Here is a 23,800-nt window from a genome sequence, read left to right on the forward strand (position 1 = left end):
CCCTGATACATCCGACATCTAATCGATGAGTAGATGGTCGGAGCGACAGGATTCGAACCTGCGACCCCTTGACCCCCAGTCAAGTGCGCTACCAGGCTGCGCCACGCTCCGAGAGGCCGGTCCTATAGCGGGGGGTTTGCGTCGCCGCAAACGAGAAAACGCACAGCCGCGATTTCGTCGTCGTCAGCCCTGCTTCTTCTTCAGAAACGGCTTCCCCTCCGCCCAGGACATGAGGGGCAGCAGCGGCACCCCCCAGAGCGTTCCAGCCAGGCCGTAGAACAGCAGCGTCGCGACCGGATGCTCCGGCACATGGGCCCCGATCGCGATGACGGCCCAGACATAGAAGATCAGGAAGGCGAGGATGCCGACCGAGGCGATCGCGCGCCGCGCACGCGCGCCCATCAGCGCTTGCTCCGGAAAAGGTAGTAGGCGGCGAGCGCCAAGGCCGCGCCCGCACCGGACCAGAGCACCCAGCGGAACTCGTCCATCGTCGAGGCGCCGAACACCCGCACCGCCAGGAACCAGCCACAGGCCGCGCCGGTGAAGGCCACCAGGGAGGCGGCGAACAGGCCGCGCCGGCCGGTTAGCAGGTCGGCGATCCAGGCGAGGGCGAAGACGCCCGCCACGGCGATCAGGATGTCGGCGTATTCGAGCACGGCTTGCACCAAGGGGCCTCCCGGCGGGCCGCATGCGACCTCGCATCATGACTTCGGACTTTGATCTCGCCACGATCGAAGGGCATACCGCCTAGGTCGTCTCGAAAGGCGACACTGTATCCGTCGGAGCGTCAGGCGTCGAATGAACCGTTTCAGAAGCCGGGACCAGTCGAAAGCCGCTGCGATCTGGCTGTTCGTCTGCGCCGCCATGGTGTTCGCGATGGTGGTCATCGGGGGCATCACCCGGCTGACGGGGTCTGGGCTGTCGATCACCGAGTGGAAGCCGATCATGGGCGCGATCCCGCCGATGACCGCCGCCGACTGGAGCGAGGCCTTCGAGAAGTACAAGGCCATCCCCCAGTACGCCCAGGTCAATGCCGGCATGTCGCTGGGCGAGTTCCAGGGCATCTTCTGGTGGGAATGGCTGCACCGGCTGTTCGGCCGGCTGATCGGCGTGGCGTTCGCCCTTCCGTTCTTCGCCTTCCTGGCCTTCCGCCTGCTGCCGGAACGGTCGTTCCTCGGTCGCATGGCGATCCCGACGCGCCTGATCTGGCGTTGCGCTGTCCTTCTGGCCCTGGGCGGGCTTCAGGGGTTGATCGGCTGGTGGATGGTGTCGTCCGGCCTGTCGGAGAGGGTCGACGTCGCGCCCGAAAGACTGGCGACCCACCTCGGCCTGGCCCTGATCATCTTCGCCGGCCTGATCTGGACGGGGCTGGAGGCCTGGTCCGGCGAGGAGCATTCGCGCTCGCCCGTGGGCTGGAGCCGGGGCGCGGCCGTGCTGTTGGGCGCGGTCTTTGTCCAGTGCCTGCTGGGCGGTCTGGTGGCCGGCGCCAAGGCTGGCTTCATCTACACCGACTGGCCGCTGATGAACGGCGACATCCTCGCACCCGTCGAGTGGGGCATCGGCGGCCTTGCCTTCCTGCATGATCAGGCCCTGGTTCAGTTCAATCACCGGATCTTCGCCTACGCCCTGCTGATCGGCGGCACGGCCTATGCGGTCCAGGCCTGGCGCTGGCGCCTGGCCGAGGGTTTGGGCGTTTCCGCGTTCGTCGTCGCGGCGGCTCTTTGGCTTCAGGCCGCGCTGGGGATCGTCACCCTGATCCACGCCGTGCCCCTGTGGCTGGGCGGACTGCATCAGGCGGGGGCGGCGGTCGTTCTGGCGCTGGCGACGGCCAATCTGTGGCTTGTTCGGCGCTCGCAGCCCCGGCTTTTCATGTCCGGGCCACGCAGATAAATTTTAGCTCCGTGCACCCTGGCGAAGGCCGGGGTCCAGATCACGGATTCTGTCGTCTGGGTTTTGCTCCGGGCGCGCTGACCCGGTCACCGAGCTGGCCATCTGGACCCCGGCCTTCGCCGGGGTGCACGGTTAGAGGGGCGAGAAGCGAACAAAAGACGCATGTTTTTGTGCGGTATTTTAATACCGCTCCGATTAAATCATTCCAGAACAACAGTTTAGCTCATGCTACGCGTCGAAAACGGCATTGACGCCTGTGGACGTTTCCCCTACTAGCGCGCCTTCGCTCGCTTCGGCCCGCCGGATCGACCCCGTTTCGCCTCCTGTTTTTAGGAAAACCTCACATGCTGAAGAGCACTACGGCTGCGTTGAAGCCGTCCGAGGTCGAGAAGAAGTGGATCCACATCGACGCCGAAGGCGTCGTCGTGGGCCGTCTCGCGACCTTCATCGCCATGCGCCTGCGCGGCAAGCACCTGCCGACCTACACCCCCCACGTTGACTCGGGCGACTACGTCATCGTCACCAACGTCGACAAGGTCGTGTTCACGGGCAAGAAGAACACCGACAAGATCTACTACCGCCACACCGGTCACCCGGGCGGCGTCAAGTCGACGACCCCGCAGAAGGTCCTGGGCGGCCGCTTCCCCGAGCGCGTGCTCGAGAAGGCCGTCGAGCGCATGCTGCCGAAGGAAAGCCCGCTGGCCCGCACGCAGATGACGCACCTGCGTCTGTTCGCCGGCTCCGCGCACGCTCACGACGCTCAGCAGCCCGAGACCATCGACTTCGCCGGCCGTTCGGCCAAGAACACCCGGAGCCTCTAAGCCATGACCGACGTCACGCAAGAAGCGGCCACCGGCTTCGACGCCCTGAAGGGCCTCTCGACCTCCGACAACGGCTACGACAACTCGGCTCCGGTCTACGTCCGCAAGGTCGACGCCCAAGGCCGCGCCTATTCGACCGGCAAGCGTAAGAACGCCATTGCCCGCGTCTGGGTCATGCCCGGCACCGGCAAGTTCACCATCAACGGCAAGGATCAGCTGCAGTATTTCGCCCGCGAAATCCTGCGCATGATGATCGCCCAGCCGCTGGTCGTTTGCGGTCGCGAGACCGAGTTCGACGTCGTCTGCACGGTCGAGGGTTCGGGCCTGTCGGGTCAAGCCGGCGCCATCCGCCACGGCCTGTCGCACGCCCTGACGCACTACGAGCCGGAGCTGCGCCCGGTCCTGAAGCCGCACGGCTTCCTGACCCGCGACAGCCGCGTCGTCGAGCGCAAGAAGTACGGCCGCGCCAAGGCTCGCCGTTCCTTCCAGTTCTCGAAGCGCTAGTCGCAACCGCGACTTGGAATACAAAGGCGCTCCGGGGAAACCCGGGGCGCCTTTTTCTTACCCTCTCCCAGAGGGAGAGGGCTTGAGGCTCGGAGAGCGAAGCGATCCGCAAGCCGAAAGGGTGGGGGGTTAGGGTGCTAACCGGTGAGGGCATTACCCCTCACCCTTTCGCGCAAGACCGCTCGCTGACGCTCACGGGCGCTCAAGCCCTCTCCCTCCGGGAGAGGGATCGGAGATTGAAATGACCCACACCATCTTCATCGACGGCGAGGCCGGGACCACGGGGTTGGAGATCCGCCAGCGGCTGGAAGGCCGAGCGGATCTGGAGTTCATCTCCCTGACCGGAGACCTACGCAAGGACCCGACCGCGCGCGCCGAGGCGCTGAACGCCGCCGACGCCGTGATCCTGTGCCTGCCCGACGAGGCGGCGAAGGAAGCGGTCGCCATGATCGAGAACACGACGACGCGGGTCATCGACGCCTCGACCGCCTTCCGCACCGCCACCGGCTGGACCTATGGCTTCGCCGAGATGGACGCCATCCAGCGCGGCGAGATCTGCGGTTCGCGCAGAGTGTCGAACCCGGGCTGCTATCCGACCGGCTTCATCGGCCTGATGCGGCCGCTGGTGAAGGCTGGGCTCGTGCCTGCCGACTGGCCGGTGACCGTCAATGCTGTCTCGGGCTATTCCGGCGGCGGAAAATCAATGATTGCCGAGTTTGAACAAGGGGAGGGCGCGCCGGCCTTCCGCGCCTATGGCCTGTCGCTGCAGCACAAGCATGTGCCGGAGATGACCAAGCATTCGGGCCTGAGACACGACGTCCTGTTCGCGCCCGCCGTCGGCGCCTATCGCCAGGGCATGCTGGTCGAGGTCCCGCTGCAGCTCGCGGCCCTGCCGGAGACGCCGTCGATCGACCGCCTGCACGGCGCCCTGGTCGAGGCCTATGACGGCTGCCGCTTCGTCGAGGTGGCCGGTCTGGATGAGACCGAGGCCATGACCGGGCTCGATCCGGAAGGTCTGAACGGCACCAACCGCATGCGTCTGCATGTCTTCGGCCACCGCGACGGGTCTCAGGCGCGGCTGGTCGCCCTGTTGGACAACCTCGGCAAGGGGGCGTCCGGCGCGGCGGTTCAGAACCTCAACCTGATGCTGGGTCTGGACGAGGCGACGGGGCTGACCTGATCAGTCACTGACCCTGATATCGACCCAGACATACCGGTTCAGGGGTTCGTCGACGTTGTCGGGGGTAGGGCGCGCAAGCCGAGTCTCGCCACGGGGCTCGATCCGGATGAGGGAGGGAGAGACGCCGCGGGCGATCAGAAGGTCGGCCAGATTGCGGCCCCGTTGTTCGGAGAGGGCCATGTTGTCTCTAGCGGATCCAACGGTGTCCGTGTGCGCGGAGACAACGATGGCGGTGACACCCGACCGAAGAGCGTAGTCCAGCAGGACCTCATAATTTCGCTCGTTCTGCGGGCGATGCACGCTCGCTCCCGTGTCGAAGTAGAACAAGGGCTCGGTAATGACTGGGGCCGGAGGCGGCGTCATCGCCTGCGCGAGCGTAGCGATGATGAGTGAGGCGGACATAGAGATCATCGACAAGCTTGAGAGGGTCCTTGAAACCTACGCGCATCTGCCGACGTATGTAACGTCATGACCCACGCTCTCACCACATCCCGCCGGACCCTGTTGCTGGGCGGCGTCGCGACCGCGCTCGCCGCCTGTACCTCGGGCGAGGCCGATGCGTCGGTGGCGCAATACGCCAACTCGCCGTTCCGCCGGGTGACCGACGCCCAGTGGCGTCAACGCCTGCCCGGCCTCAGCTATCAGGTGCTGCGTCATGAGGCGACCGAGCGGCCCTACACCAGCCCGCTGAACGATGAGCACCGGGCGGGGACCTTCCTGTGTCGCGGTTGCGCGCTGCCGCTGTTCCGGTCGCAGACCAAGTTTGAGTCCGGCACCGGCTGGCCCAGCTTCTATGCGCCGATCGAAGGGGCGTTGGGGACCAAGCAGGACTTCGCCATCGGCTTCCCGCGCACCGAATATCACTGCGCCCGCTGCCTGGGTCATCAGGGGCATGTCTTCGACGATGGCCCGCGTCCGACCGGCAAACGCTATTGCAACAACGGCGTCGCCCTGACCTTCCAGCCGGCCTAGCCGCGCCGCGCCTTCAGCGCCGATTCGATCGTCACCCCTGCCATGACCGAGGCGATGATGATCAGAAGGCCGTAGTCGTGGCCGCTCCAGATCAACGGGATCGCGGCGAACAGCATCACCACGATCGGAAACGCGCCGGCGAAGACCGCAGTGGCCGGCGTCTCGAGGCTGATCATCGGCGGGGTGACCCGTCCCATCCGCGCCGCCATCATCCCGTTGCCGATGACGAAGGCGACGACGCATATCAGGGCGATGATCGGATATTTGATCGCCCCGCCGGGCTCGCCATAGACTGCGCTGGTCATGATCAGCAGGCACAGGGCGACGACGGTCGAGACCGCCAGCATCAGGTTGGGTTCGATACGCTTCAAGACTTCACTTTCACATAGCTTCCGGGCGCCGCCTCGATCGGGGCCAGCGGTCCCTTAGCCGGATCGCGCGCGGGAATCATCTCGCCCGACTTGTCGGCCAGCCAGCTGGCCCAGTGGTTCCACCAACTGCCCGGATGTTCGACCGCGCCCGCCTGCCATTCGGCCAGCGAGCCGGGCAGGGCGGCGTTGGTCCAGTGCTGGTACTTGTTGGCGCTGGGCGGATTGATGACCCCGGCGATATGGCCCGACCCCGCCAGCGTCAGGGTCACGTCGGCGTTCGAAAACGCCTTGGCCGAGCGATAGACGGAGTTCATCGGTGCGATGTGATCCTCGCGGCTGGCCTGGAAGTAGAGGGGGATCCTGACCTTCGACAGATCGACCTTGACCCCGCCGATCTCGAACTCGCCCTTGGTCAGCAGGTTCTGGCCGTACATCGAGCGCAGATAGTCGAGGTGCAGCTTCTTGGGCATGCGGGTCTGGTCGGCGTTCCAGAACAAGAGGTCGAACGCCGCAGGCGACTTGCCCATCAGATAGTTGGACACGAAGAACGACCAGATCAGGTCGTTGGCCCGCAGCGCATTGAACGTCTCCGCCATCGCCGCGCCGGGCAGGACGCCGCCGGCCGCATCCATCTGTTCTTCGACCTGGGCCAGCCAGTGCTCGTCGGTGAACAGCAGCAGGTCCCCGGCCTCGGCGAAGTCGTGTTGGGCGGCGAAGAAGGTGGTCGAGGCGACGCGCGCATCCTTCTTTTCCGCCATATGCGCCAGCGCCGCCCCCATCAGGGTCCCGCCGATGCAGTAGCCGACGGTGTTCAGCGTCTTCGACCCGGACTGCTCCAGCGCCTTCTCGACGGCGCGATAGATGCCCTTTTCCAGATATTCGTCGAAGCCGAAATCCGCCTTGTCCTTGTCCGGGTTGACCCAGGAACAGACGAAGACGGTGAAACCCTGGGCCGACAGCCAGCGGATCAGCGAGTTCTCCGGTTGCAGGTCCATGATGTAGAATTTGTTGATCCACGGCGGGAAGATCAGCAGCGGGATGGCGTGCTGCTTGTCCGTCGCCGCATTGAACTGGATCAGTTCGAACAGCTCGTCGCGCCAGACGACCTGGCCCGGTGCGGTGGCGACGTTCTCGCCGACGACGAACTTGCCGTAGTCGGCCTGGCTGATCTTCAGCTTGCCCATGCCGCGTTCGAGGTCGGCGGCGAAGTTCTGCATCCCCTTCACCAGCGATTCGCCGTTCGATTCCTGCATCGCCTTCAGCGCGACGGGGTTCGACGCCAGGAAGTTCGACGGCGAGAAGGCGTCGGTCAGCAGTTTGGTGAAGAATTCCGCGCGGCGTTTGACGATCGGATCGACGTCCTCGACCGACGACACCAAGCCGTTCATCCAGTCCGAGGTGACCAGATAGGACTGGCGCATCATGTCGAACATCGGATTTTCGGACCAGGCCGGGTCCTTGAACCGCTTGTCCTTCGACGGGGTAGGGGCGGCTTCCTCACCCGCTGCGCGACGGGTCGAGGAGGCCCACAGGTCCATGTAACGGTTGAACAGATCGGCCTGGGCGGCGAACAGTTTGTCCGGACGCGCGGCGAGGCTGGTCATCACCGAGTTCATCGCCGGACCGACGTTGAACGGGTCCGGCGACAGGGCGGCGGGGCGGTCGGCCTGCGACAGGGCGGCCTCCGCGATGGCCGACTGGGCCGTCATCGCCGCCCTGGCCAGGTTCAGCGACAGAGTCTCCAGCATTTCCCGCTGATCGGCGGCGGGGAAGGCGAATGGATTGTCGGTGGGCGGCGGCGGGGTCGGCTCGGGCTGAGGCGCGGCGGCCCTGGGCTCGGGCGAGGGGGCGGCGTCCGCGACGACAGGCTCGCTCTCGGCCTTCTTCGCCTTGGGCGCACGGGGCTTGGCGGAGGTCGGGCGGCCGGACTTTCGCGGCGACTTGGCGACGGCGAGCGGCTCGGGCGGGGTCCGGGGTGTCTTGGCCATGAGATCGTCCGCGCGCCTCCGTTGTGACGTCGGGCGTGTGCTCCGCCCTTCCGCCTGTCATGATCATGGCATATGACCAGCTCCGAGATGAACGCGCATCAGGCGAAAAAGATAATCGGCGGTCTGCTGGCCGCCTCGGTCGTCCTGGCGCTGGGCGGATGCGCGAATGCATTCAACCCGGCGACCGATCCGACGTCGCCCGTCGCGCCGCGCGTTCAGGCCTTGGTCGACGCCAACCGCGCCTATCCGCGCTGGGAAGACTTCCCGCGCTCTTCCGAGCCTCTGCCGGATCCGGTCGAGGTCGGCGCGCGCGTGAACAGCCTTCGCTCGAGCGGCACGGATCTGGCCCAGGAAACCGCCCGTATCGACTGGCAGCTCGGCGACCCCGCCACCTTCGCCGCCGACGTCAATAGCCGCATCGACGCCCAGGCTGTCTCGCCGGTCACCGCCGAGACACAGGCAGAAGTCGAAGAATTCGCCCGCCGCACGCGCCAGCGCGGAACGGCCCCGCCGCCGGTGGACCGGGGTCCCGCACCGACGCCTCGCTGAACGTCATTCTCTATCGCCCGGTCGACAGAATCCGGGGATCATCATCGCCTATCAGGAGCTTCCCGCATGGCTGACACGGCCCCCTTCGCCTCGACCCTCGCAGCAGATGCGGCCATGGTCACCGAACTGGCCGCGATCGCGTCCTGGGCCCAGATCGGTCGCGGCGATGAGAAACACGCCGACCAGCTGGCCGTCGACGCCATGCGCACGGCGCTGAACAGCCTGGATATCGACGGCAAGATCGTCATCGGCGAGGGCGAGCGCGACGAAGCGCCGATGCTCTACATCGGCGAGAAGGTCGGCACCGGCAAAGGTCCGGCCATCGACATCGCCCTGGACCCGCTGGAAGGCACCACCCTGACGGCCAAGGCCATGGCCAACGCCCTGACGGTGCTGTCGATGTCGGCCGGCGGCGGCATGCTGCACGCGCCCGACACCTATATGGACAAGATCGCCATCGGGCCGGGCTATGCTCCGGGCACCGTCGATCTGGACATGAAGCCGGCCGACAACGTGCGTTCGCTGGCCTCGGCCAAGGGCGTCCGTCCCGAGGACATCACGGTCTGCGTCATGGATCGCCCGCGCCACGAAGAGCTAATCGCCGCACTGCGCGAAGTCGGCGCCCGCGTCATGCTGATCACCGACGGCGACGTCGCCGGCGTCATCCACACCGCCGAGCCCGAGACGGGCATCGACCTCTATCTGGGATCGGGCGGCGCGCCCGAGGGCGTGCTGGCGGCCTCGGCGCTGAAATGCGTCGGCGGTCAGTTCCAGGGCCGTCTGCTGTTCCGTAACGACGACGAGCGCGCCCGCGCCCAGCGCACCGGCGTGACCGACTTCGACCGCAAATACGACCTGCACGAACTGGTGTCGAAGGACGCCGTCTTCGCGGCCACCGGCGTGACCAAGGGCGCCATGCTGGACGGGGTCCAGATGGGCAATGGCTTCGTCACCACCCATACGCTGGTGATGGATTCCTCGACCCGCACCGTGCGCCGCATCCGCACGACGCGCCCTCTCTGATGGCGGATGGAGCCTCGGCTGCGGACCTGACGCCGGGCTTCCTCGACGTATCACGCTCGCTGTCGGGACGGGCCTGGCGGCAACGGCCGGCCGAGGCCTCGACGATCCGCGCCCATATGCAGGCGCTCGGCCTGTCCGAGCCGCTGGCTCGCGCCCTGGCGGCGCGGGGCGTTGCGGCGGATCAGGGGGCGGACTTCCTGGAACCGACGCTGAAGCGGCTGTTCCCCAATCCATCCTCGTTCATGGACATGGATGCGGCGGCCGAGGCCATCGTTTCGGCCATGCAGGCAGGAGAGGCGATCCACGTTTTCGCCGACTACGACGTCGACGGCGCCTCCAGCGCGGCCCTTCTGGTGCGTTGGTTCAGGGCGCTGGGCGCGTATCTGCCTATCTATGTCCCGGACCGTCTGACCGAGGGATACGGCCCGAGTCCGCTCGCCTTCGACCGGCTGAAGGCCTCGGGCGCCGATCTGGTCATCACGGTGGACTGTGGCGCGGCGGCCAACGAGGCCATCGCCCACGCCTGCGCCATCGGGCTGAAGGTCGTGGTCATCGACCATCACATGATGCGTGAGGAGCCGCCGCAGTGCCTGGCGGTCGTCAATCCGAATCGGCCGGGAGACACCTCGGGCCAGGGCAATCTGGCGGCGGCGGGGGTGGTTTTCGTCCTGCTGGCAGCCCTGAACCGCGAGGCCCGCAAGCGCGGCCTGTTCGAGACGAGGCCTGAACCCGATATTCGCCAGTGGCTCGATCTCGCCGCACTGGGCGCCATCTGCGACGTCACGGGCCTGACCGGGTTCAACCGCGCCCTGACGGGGCTCGGCCTCAAGGTCATGTCGAGTTGGGGCAATCCGGGGCTGAAGGCGTTGCTGACCGTTGCGGGCTCCGAACCCGGTCCGGCCAAGTCGAATCATGCCGGCTTCATCCTCGGCCCGCGCATCAACGCCGGGGGCCGAATCGGTCGCGCCGATCTCGGAGCCCGGCTGTTGTCGACCGACGACCCGCTGGAGGCCCAGGCCCTCGCCGAAGAACTGGACGCCCTGAACATCGCCCGCCGCGAGGTCGAGCGCGAGGTCACCGAGACCGCCACGCGCCGCGTCGAACAGACCGGCCAGCATGCGGACGGATCGGCCGTCGTGGTCGTCTCGGGCGAAGACTGGCACCCCGGCGTCGTCGGGATCGTGGCGGGACGGCTGCGCGAACGCTGGCGCAAGCCCGTCATCGTCATCGGCGTGGACGCCGTCGGCAACGTCGGCAAGGGGTCGGGGCGCTCTCAGCCGGGCATGAACCTCGGTCGCGCGATCCAGTCCGCCTGGCGCGACGGCCTGTTGCTGGCCGGGGGAGGGCACGCCATGGCGGCGGGTCTGACGATTCGCCCCGACGGCATCGACGCGCTCAGGGACTTCCTCAACGCCGCCATGGCCGGCGAACAGGTCGATGCCGAAGCGATGGACTGGGTCGAGATCGACGCCCTGATCGAGCCGGGTGCCGCGTCGCGCGCCCTGTCCGAGGATTTCGAACGGCTGGCCCCCTTCGGTCCCGCCAACCCCGAGCCCCTGTTCGCCCTCAGCGGCGTCCAGGCACGGGAGCCCGTGGCGATGAACGGCGGGCATGTCCGTTGCCGGCTGGTCGGGGCGGACGGGGCCTCGGTCAAGGCGATCGCCTGGCGCTGTGCCGATCTGCCGACCGGTCGAGCCCTGCTGGCGGGGCAGGGCGGTTTGAGCGTCACGGGTCGTCTGAAGGCGGACGACTGGAACGGCCGCAAGGGCGTCCAGTTCGAGATCGAGGACGTCGCCGATCCGCGTATGGCGACTTAGTTCGTTTTGGCGCTTGCACCCCGGGAGGGCGTTGGCTATATCGCCGCTTCCCCGCGCAGCGGTCCCTTCGTCTATCGGTTAGGACGTCAGGTTTTCAACCTGAAAAGAGGGGTTCGACTCCCCTAGGGACTGCCACGCGGGGCATTCCATTTCATCGTCATCGCACGATCCGACGTCGCCCAGCGGCGCGCAGGATTTTGTCGCGCCGCCGTGTCGTAGGCGTAACGCGACGCGAATCCGTTTCCCGATCCACTCCCGATCTGGTTGAAACCGGCGTTTTTCGATTTTCACGCGTTCACAGAACCGTGTTAAACATGACCCGTTCGCAGGGAGTGCGCGGACGGGGGGCTTGAAGTGTCTGACTACGAGGAGATCGACGCACCGGACACCGTCCGGATCGCCGGTCATGTAAAATGGTTCGATGCGGGCAAGGGCTACGGCTTCATCGTGCCCGATGACCCCGGTGTGACCGAGGGCAAGGACGTCCTGCTGCATATCAGCGGCTTGCGCGACGGCGGCTGGGATTCGGCCGGCGAAGGTGCGCCCATACAATGCGATTGCGCTCGCCGCCCCAAGGGCTGGCAGGTGGTCCAGGTCCACGACCTAGGCGAAGGCGACATCGAGCCGCCCGCGCGGCGCACGGGCTATGACGCGCTGCGGGCTGATTCTCGCTCGGTTCGCGACCCGGTGGCGACGACCGCTACGGGCGATCTCGAGCCCGCGACCGTGAAATGGTTCAATCGCACCAAGGGTTACGGATTCGTAGTGCGCGCGACCGATCCGGGCGATATCTTCGTTCATATCGAGACCCTGCGTCGCTGCGGGCTGGACGATCTGGTCCCAGGCGACACGGTTGCGGTGCGATTCGCCGAAGGTCCCAAGGGGCTGGTGGTCGCGGAAATCAGACCGGGCGACTGATCGGTCGCCCCGAAAGGGCGATCATGCTGTCGAGGCGTCTTCTAATTGTCGGATCCCTGGCGATCGGCCTGGTCCTGTCCGCCTGCGCTAAGTCCAATACGCCCACGGACGAGGCGGGGCGCCCGCTTGAGGCGCTGAAGGTCGTCACGGCGTCGGGCGAGCATGAATTTCTGGTCGAGATCGCCGACGACGACGCCGAACGCGAACGCGGCCTGATGTTCCGCCCCCCGCTGGCGGACGACCGCGGCATGCTGTTCCACTTCCCCGATTCGGCCGAGCGGTCGTTCTGGATGCGCAACACGCCCAGCTCGCTCGACATCATCTACGTTGACCCGATGGGCACGATCGTCTCCATCGCCCATCACGCCACCCCCTATTCGGACGCGCAACTGCCGTCCAACGGAGCCGCAAACGGCGTGCTGGAGCTGCGCGCGGGACGGGTCGAGGAGATCGGCGCCAAGCCCGGCGACAAGATCGTCCACCCCTTCTTCAAGCCGTAGACCAATCTTGCATTGCACCGCGGCGAACTTGCTGGCAGACCCCTCCGCCGGAGTGTAGCGCAGCCTGGTAGCGCATCTGGTTTGGGACCAGAGGGTCGGAGGTTCGAATCCTCTCACTCCGACCATGCCTTCTTGAAGAGGGCTACCGCTCGCGACGCGGTCGCTCACTGCTTGAGCCACCGTTTTAGTGTGGCTACCGCTCAGCGCGCGGCGCTTCGCTGCTTGAGCCGCCTGTTGGTGTAACTACCGCTCAGCGCACGGCGCTTCGCTGCTTGAGCCATGGGTTGGCGTGGCTCGCGGCGCGCGATAGAACCCGCCCATCCTTCCCGCCGACGAGATTGACCATGCTGGCCCGCATCTATCGCCCCGCAAAGACCGCCATGCAGTCGGGCAAGGCCAAGTCCAGGGACTGGCGTCTGGATTTCGAGCCGGCCTCGGCGCGCACCATCGATCCGCTGATGGGCTGGATCAGTTCTTCGGACATGAACGGCCAGGTCCGCCTGACCTTCGAGACCAAGGAAGAGGCCGTGGCCTACGCCGAGCGTCACGGAATTCCCTTCCGCCTGCACGAGCCGCAGGAGCCGCCGATGATCCTCAAGGCCTACGCCGACAACTTCGCCACCAACCGCAAGCAGTCCTGGACGCACTAATCCAGGACGGCGGCTATCGCTCAGCGCGCGGCTCTTCGCTGCTTGAGCTGCGGGTCGATGCCGCGCCAGTTCCACCCACTTTTCTTTGCGGCCACCGCGCATTGCGCTAGTTGAGCCGCACAGGCGCCCATAGCTCAACCGGATAGAGCACCCGCCTTCTAAGCGGGATGTTGCAGGTTCGAGTCCTGCTGGGCGCGCCACCCTCGTTCGCAAGGACCACCATGGCCGAAGTTCGCAACCAGACCCTTCAGGGCCGCACGCTCGTGGATGGCAAGACCTTCATCGACTGCGAGTTCAAGAACGCCCAGCTGGTATTCAAAGGCGTCGAACAGCCCAGCTTCGCCAACTGCAAATTCACCCAGAGCCAGTTCGTCTTCGAAGACAAGGCGGCCGTGACCGTGAACTTCCTGCGCGGCATGCTCCAGCCCCAGACCGGCATGCGTGGCTTCGTCACCGGCATGATGCCCGAGATCGGCGCCTAGCCCAGCGCAGCGCGCCAGGCGGCCAATCCGACCGCCAGATCGGTGATCAACTCGTTCGGATCTTCCAGCCCGACGTGGATCCGCAGCAGCGGCCCCTTCAGCGCCGGCGCGTTCACGCGGAACGCCATCTGAGGCGTCTCATAGGTGATCAGGCTCTCGAACCCGCCCCACGAATAGCCGAGCCCGAACAGGCTGAGCGCTTCGAGGTAGGCGTGGGCCGCCCTCGCGTCGCCGCCCTCCATCACCACGCCGAACAGGGACGCCGCGCCGCTGTAATCCCGAGACCAGAGGGCATGGCCGGGATCGCCTGGCAGGGCGGGGTGCAACACGCGCGACACCTCCGGCCGCGCCGTCAGCCAGCCGGCCACCTTCATCATCGACCGCGCCTGTTCGCCGTATCGCAGAGGTAGGGTGCGCAGCCCCCTCAACGCCAGCCACGCATCGTCCGGCGACACGCACAGGCCGATATCCTCGTAGGTCTCGGCGATGGCTTTCACGACTGCCGGGTCGGACGCACACACAGCGCCCAGCATCAGGTCCGAATGGCCGCCGGCGTATTTGGTCAGAGCCTGGATGCTGACGTCGACGCCGCGGGCCAGGGGCTTGAACGCCAGTCCCGCCGCCCAGGTGTTGTCCATGATGGTCAGCACGCCCCGCGAGCGCGCGGCTGCGGCCAGGGCCGGAACGTCGATCATCTCCATCGTCAGCGAACCAGGCGCCTCGATCAGCAGGATGCGCGTGCGCTCGCCGATCAGGGCGATGACCTCTTCGGCGGACGCCTCGGCCGGGTGGAACCGGGCCGTCACCCCGCGCGCGGTCATATGGCGGGTCAGGAAGCGTCGCGTCGGCCCGTAGACGGCGTCCGTCGTCAGCACCTCGTCGCCCGGCTTCAGCATCGCGAGCAGCGGCAGGGTCACCGCCGCCAGCCCTGACGGCGCCAGCCAGCACTGATCCGCCCCCTCCAGATCGGCGATCGCCCGCCTCAGTGCGTCCTGCGACGCCGTGCCGTCGATGCCGTAGAGCGGCCCCAACCCGGCATCGCGCATATCGCCGACGGCATCGGACAACATCGTCGAGGCGCGCTCGATCGGTGGATTGACCGGACGACGCCCGCCGCCTCTCCGGGTTGCCGCCGCGATCAGACGAGTGCGGTCGGAAAGCGGATCCATGGCGGCCTCGACGGGTTGCGAACGACGCCCCAAAGGCCTCTAAAGCTGCGGGGGCGCAAGGGGTCGTGACGGGCGAGTCGCGACAGGCAGCGAACGCAGGACGGACCATGGGCCAAAGAACCACGGGTTTCTGGATGGGGCTGACGGGCCTGGCGAGCCTTGTGCTCGTGGCGTCGTGCGGCGATCAGGACCGCAAAACCGACGTTCCCGCGACCGTCGCCGCTACCGGGGTGACCACGACCTCCGCCGAGGTCGTGGAAAGTCCGACCCTCGTGGCGATCAAGCGGCGCGGCCGCCTGAACTGCGGCGTCAATCAGGGCCTCGTCGGTTTCGCCTACAATGACAATCGCGGCCAGTGGCGCGGATTTGACGTCGATTTCTGTCGTGGATTGGCCGCCGCCATCTTCGGCGACCCGGGCGCGGTGCGTTTCGTGCCGCTGACGGCCGAGAACCGATTCCAGGCGCTCGCGGACGGTCGGATCGACGTCCTGTGGCGCAACACCTCCTGGACGATGGAGCGCGACACCTCGGGCCAGCTCGCGTTCGCCGGCATCAACTACTACGACGGCCAGGGCTTCCTGGTCCGGCGTTCGCTGGACCTGAACAGCGCGACCGAACTGAACGGCGCGCGCATCTGCGTCCAGGCCGGCTCGACCAGCGCCCTGAACGCCGAGGACTATTTCCGCAGCCGGGGCATCGAACACCGCGCCGTCGTCCTGCCGACCGAAGAGGCCGCGCGTCAGGCGTATGGCCGCGAGGACTGCGACGCCTTCACCGCCGACGTCTCCGCCCTGGCCGCTGCCCGCACCACCCTGCCGGATCCGCAGCAGCACATGATTCTGCCCGACGTCATCTCGAAAGAGGCGCTTGGCCCCGTCACCCGTCGTGGCGACGAACAATGGACGGCCGTGGTTCGCTGGACGCAGAACGCCCTGATCCTGGCCGAGGAACTGGGCGTGACCCAGGCCAATGTCGAGGAACAGACCGAAAGCTCACGCGTGCCCCAGGTGCGCCGTCTGCTGGGCGCCGAGGGCGATTTCGGGCCGCGCCTGGGTCTGTCCAAGACCTGGGCGGCGGATGCGGTCGAGGGCGTCGGCAACTACGGCGAAATCTTCGACCGGAATCTCGGTTCGCAATCGCCTCTCGACCTGGCCCGCGGGTTGAATGCACAATGGAATGCTCGACCGGCCGGGCTGATCTACGGCCTGCCGGTCCGATAACGCTTCAAGCGAGGCCGCCAGTACGCGGTCGCCGCCTTTCGGGGGACGAATGGATACGACGAAGAAGGGCGGTATTCCGCTCCACTGGCTGATGCTCATCGGCTTCACGGTCGGCCTGGCCGGCGGCCTGTACGTCAACCAGTACATCGGCCCCGAGACCGAGTGGGTTCAGTGGGTGACTTCGAACGTCACGGGCCCCGCAGGCCAGATCTTCCTGCGCCTGCTGTTCATGCTGGTTATCCCCCTGCTGTTCTCGGCCCTCGTCGTTGGCGTGGCCGAGATGGGCGACCTGAAGTCGCTGGGCCGCGCGGGCATCAAGACCCTGTTGCTGACGATCGTCGTGTCCGGCATCGCGGTCGTGATCGGCCTGGGCATGGTCAACTTCTTCCGTCCCGGCGACGGCGTCGATCCGGCCCTGGCCCAGCAGTTGCTGACACAGGGCGCCGAGGGCGCGGCCGCGATCGTCGATAAGGCGCCGGAAAGCGTACAGTTCGGGACCTTCTTCCTCGACCTGATCCCGTCCAACGTCTTCACGGCGGCGGCGGAAAACCAGATCCTGCCGATCATGATCTTCGCCCTGCTGTTCGGCATCGGCCTGGTCATGGCCAGGAGCCCCAACACCGACAAGCTGCAGAACGTTATCGAGGGCATCCTCGAAGTCACGATGAAGCTGATAAATCTCGTGATCAAACTGGCGCCCATCGCGATCGCCTGTCTGATGTTCAACCTCGCGGCCCTGTTCGGCTGGGACCTGCTTGTGCGTCTCGCGGCCTTCGTCGGCGTGGCCGTGGGCGCGATGGCGATCCACATGTTCGTCGTCTATCCGCTGGTCGTCTGGATCGGCGGCGGGATGAACCCGCTGACCTTCTTCAAGGGCGTGCGCGAGCCGATGGTCGTGGCCTTCTCGACCGCCTCGTCCAACGCCTCCTTGCCGGTCTCCCTGAAGGCGGCCGAGGAGCAGCTGAAGCTGCCGCGCAAGATCGCCCGCTTCGTCCTGACGGTCGGCGCGACGGCCAACCAGAACGGCACGGCCCTGTTCGAGGGCGTCACCGTTCTGTTCCTGGCTCAATTCTTCCAGATCGAGCTGTCGCTCACCCAGCAGGTCGTCGTGATGCTCGTCTGCATCCTCGGCGGCGTGGGTACGGCGGGCGTGCCCGCAGGCTCGCTCCCGGTCATCGCCATGATCCTGGTGATGGTGGGGGTGCCGGCAGAGGGCATCGGTCTGATTCTGGGCGTGGACCGCTTCCTGGACATGTGCCGGACGGTGCTGAACGTCACGGGCGACCTGGTCTTGGCCACCGTCGTCTCGCGCGGCGAGAAGGACGATCCGGTCGCCCCCGGGGCGCCCCCGCCTGCGCCGACGGTGGCAACCGTCGCCTGACGTCAGGGGCCGGTGACGACCTCGGTGTCGTCCCGGCCGCCCCATTCGGCCCAGGATCCGTCGTAGAGCACGCCCTCGCGGCCCAGCACGGCCAGTGCGAGCAGCGGCACGGTCGCCGTCACCCCGGAGCCGCAGCTGGCGATCGGCCTGTCGTCCGACGCCAGGCCGCGCGCCGCAAAGGCCGCCCGCAGCGCCTCAGGTTCTTGCATCAGGCCCTCCGGGGTCAGCAACTCGCCGAAGGGCAGATTGACCGCGCCCGGCATGTGCCCGGCCCGCAGTCCCGCACGCGGCTCGGGCGCCGATCCGGCGAACCGGGCGGCGGCCCGCGCGTCCAGCACCGGCGCACCGGCGGCCAGGGCCTCGCGGACCCGTTCGACGTCGGCGATCATGCCGGGCCTCGGCTCAGCCTTGAAGACGGCGGGGGAGGGTGACGACGGCCCGGTTTCGAGCGTCCCGCCCATCCGGATCCATGCCGGCAAGCCGCCATCCAGCACCTGCACCCGGTCGCAGCCCATGCCCCGGAACATCCACCAGGCCCGTCCGGCGGTGAACAGGCCGAAGGTGTCGTAGACGACGATCCGGTCGGTCTCGGACACGCCAAGCCGACCAGCTTGTTCGCCAAATTGACCAGGCGTCGGCATCATATGGGGCAGGGGGTTGGCCTGATCCGAAATCTCCTCCAGATCGAAAAAGACCGCGCCCGGAACGTGCCCCGCCTCGAAGATCGGCCGCGCGGGCGTGCCGTCCAGATGCCAGCTGGCGTCGAGAATACGAAGGTCGGGATCGCCGAGTGCGGTCGCGAGTTCAGCGGCGGAGACGAGGGGAGGCAAGACGGTCATGACCCAGACTACCACGGCCGCGACGGGCACGCTGCGTCTGGTGCTCGGCGACCAGCTGTCCGACGGCCTGTCCGCCCTGACCGATCTCGACCCGGCCCGCGACGTCGTCCTGATGGCCGAGGTCAATGACGAGGCGACCTACGTCAGGCACCACAAGCAGAAGATCGCCCTGATCTTCGCCGCGATGCGCAGCTTCGCCGTTCGGCTCGAGGGACGCGGCGTGACCGTTCGCTACGTCTGCATCGACGACCCGGCCAACACCCACTCGATCGTCGGCGAACTGCACCGGGCCCTCGACGACCAACCGTTCGGCGCGGTCGTGATCACCGAATGCGGAGAGTGGCGTCTGGCCGAGGCCCTGGCCGCCTTCGCTGGCGTCGCCCCGGTCCCGGTCGATATCCGAGAGGACAGCCGCTTCATCTGCACCCACGACCGCTTCCGGCGCTGGGCTTCGGGCAAGAAGGAGCTGCGGATGGAGTTCTTCTATCGCGAGATGCGGCGCGAGACCGGTCTGTTGCTCGACGACGCCCAGCCCGTCGGCGGTAAATGGAACTATGACGTCGAGAACCGCAAGAAGCTGACGAAGGGCATGCGGCCGCCCGCACGACTGCGCATCGCGCCAGACGCTGTAGCCCTCGAAGCCATCGCGGACGTCGCCCGACTGTTCCCCGACCATTTCGGCGACCTCGACGCCTTCGGCTGGCCGACGACGACCGCGCAGGCGGAAACGGTTCTGGTCGATTTCCTGGCCAATATCCTCCCCGGCTTCGGCGACTGGCAGGACGCGATGGCGTGGGGCGAGCCGTGGATGTGGCACGGCCTGATCTCGACCTCGATCAACCTCGGCCTGCTCGATCCGCTCGACGTCTGCCGCCGCGCCGAGGCCGAGTATCGCGCCGGCCGTGCGCCGCTGAACGCCGTCGAGGGTTTCATCCGCCAGATCATCGGCTGGCGCGAATTCGTGCGCGGCATCTACTGGCTGAAGGTCCCGGAGTACCGCAGCCGCAACTTCCTCGACGCCGACCGGACCCTGCCGTGGTTCTACTGGTCGGGCGAGACGGACATGGCCTGCGTCGCCGACGTCGTCGCCATGACGCGCAGCCACGCCTACGCCCACCACATCCAGCGGCTGATGGTGACCGGCAACCTCGCCATGCTGCTCGGCGTCCATCCGGACGAGGTCGATGACTGGTATCTGGTCGTCTACGCCGACGCCTATGAATGGGTGGAGATGCCCAACACTCGCGGCATGGCGACCTTCGCCGACGGCGGAATCATGGGGTCGAAACCCTATGCGGCCTCGGGCGCCTACATCGACCGGATGAGCGACTATTGCGGATCATGCCGCTATGACGTCAAGGCCAAGGCGGGCGAAAACGCCTGTCCGTTCAACCGTCTCTACTGGGGTTTTCTGGAACGGAATCAGAAGCGACTGCACGACAACATTCGTCTGGCCATGCCCTATCGCACCCTGGAGAATTTCGGCCCCGAGCGCCGCGCCGCCCTGTTGGCCGAGGCCGAGGCGACCCGGACGGCCCTCGGAGCTGTCCTCCGGTCCGACTGACGATCAATCGTCCGGATAGGCCTCACCCGACGGCTTGATTGCCTTCAAGGCTGCCAGAGCCCGCGCCCGCGCCTCGGCGTGATCGACCATCGGCTTCGGATAGGTCTTGCCCAAGGTCACGCCTGCGTCCCGCAACACCTCGGTCGGCGCCGTCCAGGGCGCTTGGACGAACTTGGCCGAGACCTTGGTCAGCTCTGGAACCCATCGCTTCACGTACTTGCCGTCCGGATCGAACTTCTCGCCCTGGGTCACAGGATTGAAGATCCGGAACCAGGGCGAGGCGTCGGCGCCCGACCCGGCGACCCACTGCCAGTTCTGGCTGTTCTGCCCCAGGTCCGCGTCGACCAGCGTGTCCCAGAACCAGGCCTCGCCCTTTCGCCAGTCGATCAGCAGATGCTTGATCAGGAACGACGCCACGATCATCCGCACGCGGTTGTGCATGATCCCCGTCGCCCACAGCTCGCGCATCCCGGCGTCGACGATGGGATAGCCGGTCTGGCCCCGCGTCCAGGCCTCGAACCCGGCCTCGTCGTCGCGCCATGCCATCGCGTCGTATTCGGGCCGGAACGCTTTGTCGGGCAGGGTCGGGAAGTGGTGCAGCAGATGGGCCGAGAACTCGCGCCAGATCAGCTCACTGGTCAGCTTCTCGGCCTGCGCGGCCGGGACCTTGGCCGAACCTGCCGCGTCATAGACGACGCGCCAGACCTGCCACGGGCTGATCTCGCCGTAGTGCAGGTGCGGGGACAGGCGGCTGGTGCCGTCACGATCCGGCCGGTCGCGATCCGTCGCATAGGACTTCAGCGCCCCCGAAACGAACCCGTTGAGCGCCGCCGTCGCCCCGGCCTCGCCGGGTTCGCCCAAGAACCCCGTCGACCAATCCGGCTTCGTCGGATGCAGGCCCCAGTCGTCGATGTCGTCGCTGGCCAGCTTTGGTGCGCCCGCCAGGCTACGCGGCCCGGTCGTGTGTGGCGGAGCCTCGACCTGGGCCCTCAGCGCCTTCATGAAGGGGGTGAAGACCTTGTATGGCCCGCCCGTGCCGTTCAGCACCGAGCCCGGCCGCGCCAGCAGCGCGCCGTTGAAGCCCTTCACCTCCACGCCTTCGGACTGGAGCGAGTGAGCGACGTCGGCGTCGCGGGCCCAGGCGTCCGGCTCGAACAGTCGGTTCATCAGGACGCAGGTCGCGCCCGTTTCCTCGATCAGGCGACGCAGCTCGGCCTCCGAATCACCACGCCGTAGGATCAGACGTCCGCCGCGCTGGGCGATCGCATCCGACAGCGCCCTCAGCGACTTGTCGAGCCACCACAGCGACGCCGCGCCGATCGGCCGGACCGCATGCCCCTGATCGAGGATGTAGACCGGCACGACGGGCCGTCCGCTGGCGTGCGCATGGTTCAGCGCCGGGTTGTCGGCCAGCCGCAGATCCTGTCGGAACCACAGGATGATGGGCGTCTCGTCCTTGGTGGTCACGCTCCGGAACTCCGTGGTAGGTTGAAACTCAAGGCGCGCGGGGCCACCTGACCGCCCCATAGGCGTGGCATTGCCAACGCGCCACCCGTCAGAATGTCCTAAAGAGAAGGCCCGCCCGTGAGCGCTCCGAATTCCGTCATCACCCTGTCCGGAAACGGCATCACCACTCCGGTCGTCATCGGCGGCGGCGCGCGCATCGCCTTCATCGCCGGCCCCTGCCAGCTGGAAAGCCGTCAGCACGCGCTGGAAATGGCTCACGCCCTCAAGGAAATCGGCGAACGGCTGAACGTCGGCATCATCTACAAGACCAGCTTCGACAAGGCGAACCGCACCTCGGCCAACGCCGCGCGCGGTTTGGGCCTCAAGGATTCGCTGCCGATCTTCGACGAAATCCGCCAGGCCACCGGCCTGCCGGTGCTGACCGACGTCCACTCAGAGGAACAGGCGCAGCAAGCCGCCCAGGCCGTCGACGTGCTGCAGATCCCGGCCTTCCTCAGCCGCCAGACCGACCTGCTGCTGGCCGCGGCCGCCACCGGCAAGGCGATCAACATCAAGAAGGGCCAGTTCCTGGCCCCCTGGGACATGAAGAACGTCATCGCCAAGGTCGTCGGCGCCGGCAATCCGAACGTCATGGCCTGCGAGCGCGGCGCCAGCTTCGGCTACAACACCCTCGTCAGCGACATGCGCGCCCTGCCGATCCTGCGCGAGATCGGTTGCCCGGTCGTCTTCGACGCGACCCACTCCGTCCAGCAGCCGGGCGGGCAGGGGACGTCTTCGGGCGGTCAGCGCGAGTTCGTCCCGGTCCTGGCCCGCGCCGCCGTGGCCGTCGGCGTCGACGCCGTCTTCATGGAAACGCACCAGGACCCCGACCACGCCCCGTCGGACGGCCCCAACATGGTGCCCCTGTCGCAGTTCGAGGCCCTCGCCGCCGAACTGCTGGCCTATGACGATCTGTCCAAGGCCCGGATGGCGGCCATTCCTCTTTCTGGGGCCGCCTGAATCCGATAGGCCAAGGCGATGGTTGATCGCACCCTGGACCTCGGCGCCCTGCAAAGCCTGCTCGATCGCGCGCGCGACCAGACGGTGGCCTGCGTCGGCGACCTGATGCTCGACCGCTATGTCTATGGCGAGGTCAGCCGCATCTCGCCCGAGGCTCCGATTCCGGTCCTGCGCTCGCGGCGTACCGTTTCAATGCCCGGCGGCGTCGGCAACGTGGCCCGAAACGTCGCAGCCCTCGGCGGCCTGGCCCTTCTGGGCGGCGTGACGGGCGCGGATGCTGCGGGCGAGGAACTGGCCCGGCTGGTCTCCGCCGAAGATCGGATCGAGGACTTCATCGACCGGACCGGCCCGGCCGGCACCATCGTCAAGACCCGCTACGTCTCGGGTGGCCAGCAGCTGATGCGCCTGGACGAGGAGGAGGTCTCCGTCGGCGGCTTCGCCCGCGAGGACGTGTTTTCAGGGGCTTCCGCCATTCTCCTGTCAGACTATGCCAAGGGCGTGGTGACCGAACGGCTGATCCGCTCGGCCCTGCATCAGGCGCAACAGACGGGCGCCGTGGTCATCGTCGACCCCAAGGGCCGGGACTTCGCCCGTTACGGCGCGGTCGATCTGATCAAGCCCAACGCCTCCGAACTGGCCGGCGCCACCGGCCTGCCGGTCGAAACGGACGCCGAGATCGAGGCCGCGCTAGAGGCCCTTCTGGCCGCCACGACCGCCAAGGCCATCGTCGTCACCCGCGCCGGCAAAGGCATGAGCCTGATGCGGCGCGGCGAACCGGCCCAGCATTTCCCCGGTCGCGCGCGCGAGGTGTTCGACGTCTCCGGCGCCGGCGACACCGGACTTGCGGCCCTCGGTCTGGCGCTCGGCGCGGGCGCGTCGCTGGAACAGGCGGTGCAACTCGCCATCCTCGCGTCGGGGGTCGTGGTCGGAAAGAGCGGCACCGCCGTCGTCTCGCCCGCCGAACTGATCGAGGCCGAGATGAGCCAGCACGCCGGCGCGGCACTCGCCAAGGTCACCGCGCTCGACGACCTCGCCGCCGAGGTCGAGGCCTGGCGTCGTCAGGGGCTGAAGGTCGGCTTCACCAACGGCTGCTTCGACATCCTGCACCGCGGCCACGTCGCCTATCTGGCCCAGGCCCGCAGCTGGTGCGACCGACTGGTGGTCGCGCTGAACACCGACGCCTCGGTCCACCGACTCAAGGGCGACGGCCGCCCCGTGAACGATCTCGACAGCCGCGCGGTCGTCATCGGCGGCCTGGCCAGCGTGGATCGGGTCACATCCTTCGACGATCCGACGCCCTTGGCCCTGATCGAACGCCTGCGCCCCGACGTCCTGATCAAGGGCGCGGACTACACTCGCGAAGGCGTGGTCGGCGGCGACTTGGTCGAGAGCTGGGGCGGGGAGGTGCGTCTGGCGGAGTTCGCCGACGGCTATTCCACCACCCGGACGATCGCGAAAATGACGGAGAGCGCTTTGGGAGAAGCTGGCTGATGCGC

The 23,800-nt window shown here is 67.2% G+C and carries 25 protein-coding genes and 4 tRNA genes; 20 read left to right on the top strand and 9 right to left on the bottom strand.

Annotation, left to right across the window (positions count from 1 at the left end; all coding sequences use genetic code 11):
• Positions 1–34: 34 nt before the first annotated feature.
• The 3 genes from ACW171_RS03625 to ACW171_RS03635 form a co-directional block, all read right to left on the bottom strand.
• A tRNA-Pro gene (locus ACW171_RS03625) sits at positions 35–111 on the bottom strand.
• A 72-nt stretch (positions 112–183) separates the two neighbouring features.
• Positions 184–402 carry a DUF2842 domain-containing protein gene (locus tag ACW171_RS03630; RefSeq protein ID WP_492095737.1) on the bottom strand — a complete coding sequence of 73 codons (219 nt, stop codon included), beginning with the start codon at positions 400–402 and terminating at the stop codon, positions 184–186.
• Positions 402–665 (bottom strand): transglycosylase, encoded by a 264-nt coding sequence (locus ACW171_RS03635; protein WP_492095738.1) that lies wholly within the window; start codon positions 663–665, stop codon positions 402–404. Before ACW171_RS03635 ends, ACW171_RS03630 begins: the two co-directional genes overlap by 1 nt.
• 133 nt (positions 666–798) lie before the next feature.
• Between ACW171_RS03635 and ACW171_RS03640 the strand changes: the two genes are divergently transcribed.
• From ACW171_RS03640 to argC, 4 genes are all read left to right on the top strand, one after another.
• Positions 799–1,890 carry a COX15/CtaA family protein gene (locus tag ACW171_RS03640; RefSeq protein WP_492095739.1) on the top strand — a complete coding sequence of 364 codons (1,092 nt, stop codon included), beginning with the start codon at positions 799–801 and terminating at the stop codon, positions 1,888–1,890.
• A gap of 344 nt (positions 1,891–2,234) precedes the next feature.
• Positions 2,235–2,711: a 50S ribosomal protein L13 gene (gene rplM / locus ACW171_RS03645; RefSeq protein ID WP_492095740.1), complete on the top strand. Its 477-nt coding sequence runs from the start codon at positions 2,235–2,237 to the stop codon at positions 2,709–2,711.
• A gap of 3 nt (positions 2,712–2,714) precedes the next feature.
• The gene (gene rpsI / locus ACW171_RS03650) at positions 2,715–3,215 is read left to right on the top strand and encodes a 30S ribosomal protein S9 (protein WP_492095741.1); all 501 of its coding nucleotides are present in this window, start codon (positions 2,715–2,717) and stop codon (positions 3,213–3,215) included.
• 241 nt (positions 3,216–3,456) lie between these two features.
• Positions 3,457–4,395 (top strand): N-acetyl-gamma-glutamyl-phosphate reductase, encoded by a 939-nt coding sequence (gene argC, locus ACW171_RS03655; RefSeq protein ID WP_492095742.1) that lies wholly within the window; start codon positions 3,457–3,459, stop codon positions 4,393–4,395.
• Here argC and ACW171_RS03660 read toward each other — a convergent pair whose 3' ends face one another.
• Positions 4,396–4,797 carry an OmpA family protein gene (locus tag ACW171_RS03660; RefSeq protein WP_492095743.1) on the bottom strand — a complete coding sequence of 134 codons (402 nt, stop codon included), beginning with the start codon at positions 4,795–4,797 and terminating at the stop codon, positions 4,396–4,398.
• A 66-nt stretch (positions 4,798–4,863) separates the two neighbouring features.
• Here ACW171_RS03660 and msrB point away from each other — a divergent pair, with 66 nt between their 5' ends.
• Positions 4,864–5,367, top strand: a complete 504-nt coding sequence (gene msrB, locus ACW171_RS03665; RefSeq protein WP_492095744.1) for a peptide-methionine (R)-S-oxide reductase MsrB — start codon at positions 4,864–4,866, stop codon at positions 5,365–5,367.
• Here msrB and ACW171_RS03670 read toward each other — a convergent pair.
• Together ACW171_RS03670 and phaC are read right to left on the bottom strand one after the other, a co-directional pair.
• Positions 5,364–5,738, bottom strand: a complete 375-nt coding sequence (locus ACW171_RS03670) for a hypothetical protein (RefSeq protein ID WP_492095745.1) — start codon at positions 5,736–5,738, stop codon at positions 5,364–5,366. The genes msrB and ACW171_RS03670 overlap by 4 nt on opposite strands.
• Positions 5,735–7,726 carry a class I poly(R)-hydroxyalkanoic acid synthase gene (phaC, locus tag ACW171_RS03675; protein ID WP_492095746.1) on the bottom strand — a complete coding sequence of 664 codons (1,992 nt, stop codon included), beginning with the start codon at positions 7,724–7,726 and terminating at the stop codon, positions 5,735–5,737. The genes ACW171_RS03670 and phaC overlap by 4 nt, the downstream gene beginning before the upstream one ends.
• A 72-nt stretch (positions 7,727–7,798) precedes the next feature.
• On the opposite strand from phaC, the gene ACW171_RS03680 reads away from it, so the two are divergent.
• From ACW171_RS03680 to ACW171_RS03725, 10 genes are all read left to right on the top strand, one after another.
• Positions 7,799–8,275: a hypothetical protein gene (locus tag ACW171_RS03680; RefSeq protein WP_492095747.1), complete on the top strand. Its 477-nt coding sequence runs from the start codon at positions 7,799–7,801 to the stop codon at positions 8,273–8,275.
• A 66-nt stretch (positions 8,276–8,341) separates the two neighbouring features.
• Positions 8,342–9,298 carry a class II fructose-bisphosphatase gene (gene glpX / locus ACW171_RS03685; protein ID WP_492095748.1) on the top strand — a complete coding sequence of 319 codons (957 nt, stop codon included), beginning with the start codon at positions 8,342–8,344 and terminating at the stop codon, positions 9,296–9,298.
• Positions 9,298–11,115: a single-stranded-DNA-specific exonuclease RecJ gene (gene recJ, locus ACW171_RS03690; RefSeq protein WP_492095749.1), complete on the top strand. Its 1,818-nt coding sequence runs from the start codon at positions 9,298–9,300 to the stop codon at positions 11,113–11,115. The genes glpX and recJ overlap by 1 nt, the downstream gene beginning before the upstream one ends.
• Before the next feature lie 60 nt (positions 11,116–11,175).
• Positions 11,176–11,250, top strand: a tRNA-Glu gene (locus ACW171_RS03695).
• A 219-nt stretch (positions 11,251–11,469) separates the two neighbouring features.
• Complete coding sequence (locus ACW171_RS03700; RefSeq protein WP_492095750.1) at positions 11,470–12,033, top strand: cold-shock protein; 564 nt, start codon at positions 11,470–11,472, stop codon at positions 12,031–12,033.
• Positions 12,034–12,056: 23 nt separating this feature from the next.
• Positions 12,057–12,533: a DUF192 domain-containing protein gene (locus ACW171_RS03705; RefSeq protein WP_492095751.1), complete on the top strand. Its 477-nt coding sequence runs from the start codon at positions 12,057–12,059 to the stop codon at positions 12,531–12,533.
• Positions 12,534–12,581: 48 nt separating this feature from the next.
• A tRNA-Pro gene (locus tag ACW171_RS03710) sits at positions 12,582–12,658 on the top strand.
• A 219-nt stretch (positions 12,659–12,877) separates the two neighbouring features.
• On the top strand, positions 12,878–13,183 hold the full coding sequence (locus ACW171_RS03715; protein WP_492095752.1) for an ETC complex I subunit: 306 nt from the start codon (positions 12,878–12,880) through the stop codon (positions 13,181–13,183).
• A gap of 123 nt (positions 13,184–13,306) precedes the next feature.
• Positions 13,307–13,383: transfer RNA gene (locus ACW171_RS03720), tRNA-Arg, on the top strand.
• A gap of 21 nt (positions 13,384–13,404) precedes the next feature.
• The gene (locus ACW171_RS03725; RefSeq protein WP_492095753.1) at positions 13,405–13,665 is read left to right on the top strand and encodes a hypothetical protein; all 261 of its coding nucleotides are present in this window, start codon (positions 13,405–13,407) and stop codon (positions 13,663–13,665) included.
• Here ACW171_RS03725 and metC read toward each other — a convergent pair.
• Positions 13,662–14,834, bottom strand: coding sequence for a cystathionine beta-lyase (gene metC, locus ACW171_RS03730; protein WP_492095754.1), 1,173 nt, complete (start codon positions 14,832–14,834; stop codon positions 13,662–13,664). The genes ACW171_RS03725 and metC overlap by 4 nt on opposite strands.
• A gap of 107 nt (positions 14,835–14,941) precedes the next feature.
• Between metC and ACW171_RS03735 the strand changes: the two genes are divergently transcribed.
• On the top strand, positions 14,942–16,054 hold the full coding sequence (locus tag ACW171_RS03735) for an amino acid ABC transporter substrate-binding protein (protein WP_492095755.1): 1,113 nt from the start codon (positions 14,942–14,944) through the stop codon (positions 16,052–16,054).
• Positions 16,055–16,103: 49 nt separating this feature from the next.
• Positions 16,104–17,435, top strand: a complete 1,332-nt coding sequence (locus tag ACW171_RS03740) for a dicarboxylate/amino acid:cation symporter (protein WP_492095756.1) — start codon at positions 16,104–16,106, stop codon at positions 17,433–17,435.
• Positions 17,436–17,437: 2 nt separating this feature from the next.
• Here ACW171_RS03740 and sseA read toward each other — a convergent pair whose 3' ends face one another.
• Positions 17,438–18,274 carry a 3-mercaptopyruvate sulfurtransferase gene (gene sseA, locus ACW171_RS03745; RefSeq protein ID WP_492095757.1) on the bottom strand — a complete coding sequence of 279 codons (837 nt, stop codon included), beginning with the start codon at positions 18,272–18,274 and terminating at the stop codon, positions 17,438–17,440.
• On the opposite strand from sseA, the gene ACW171_RS03750 reads away from it, so the two are divergent.
• Positions 18,273–19,838: a cryptochrome/photolyase family protein gene (locus tag ACW171_RS03750; RefSeq protein ID WP_492095758.1), complete on the top strand. Its 1,566-nt coding sequence runs from the start codon at positions 18,273–18,275 to the stop codon at positions 19,836–19,838. The two genes, sseA and ACW171_RS03750, sit on opposite strands and share 2 nt — an antisense overlap.
• A 3-nt stretch (positions 19,839–19,841) precedes the next feature.
• Here ACW171_RS03750 and ACW171_RS03755 read toward each other — a convergent pair whose 3' ends face one another.
• The gene (locus ACW171_RS03755; RefSeq protein ID WP_492095759.1) at positions 19,842–21,305 is read right to left on the bottom strand and encodes a cryptochrome/photolyase family protein; all 1,464 of its coding nucleotides are present in this window, start codon (positions 21,303–21,305) and stop codon (positions 19,842–19,844) included.
• A 117-nt stretch (positions 21,306–21,422) separates the two neighbouring features.
• On the opposite strand from ACW171_RS03755, the gene kdsA reads away from it, so the two are divergent.
• Positions 21,423–22,304 (top strand): 3-deoxy-8-phosphooctulonate synthase, encoded by an 882-nt coding sequence (kdsA, locus tag ACW171_RS03760; RefSeq protein ID WP_492095760.1) that lies wholly within the window; start codon positions 21,423–21,425, stop codon positions 22,302–22,304.
• Between the two features lie 18 nt (positions 22,305–22,322).
• Positions 22,323–23,795 (top strand): D-glycero-beta-D-manno-heptose 1-phosphate adenylyltransferase, encoded by a 1,473-nt coding sequence (gene rfaE2, locus ACW171_RS03765; protein WP_492095761.1) that lies wholly within the window; start codon positions 22,323–22,325, stop codon positions 23,793–23,795.
• Positions 23,796–23,800 lie beyond the last annotated feature (5 nt).

The organism is Brevundimonas sp. FV1ye28 (genome assembly GCF_058681135.1).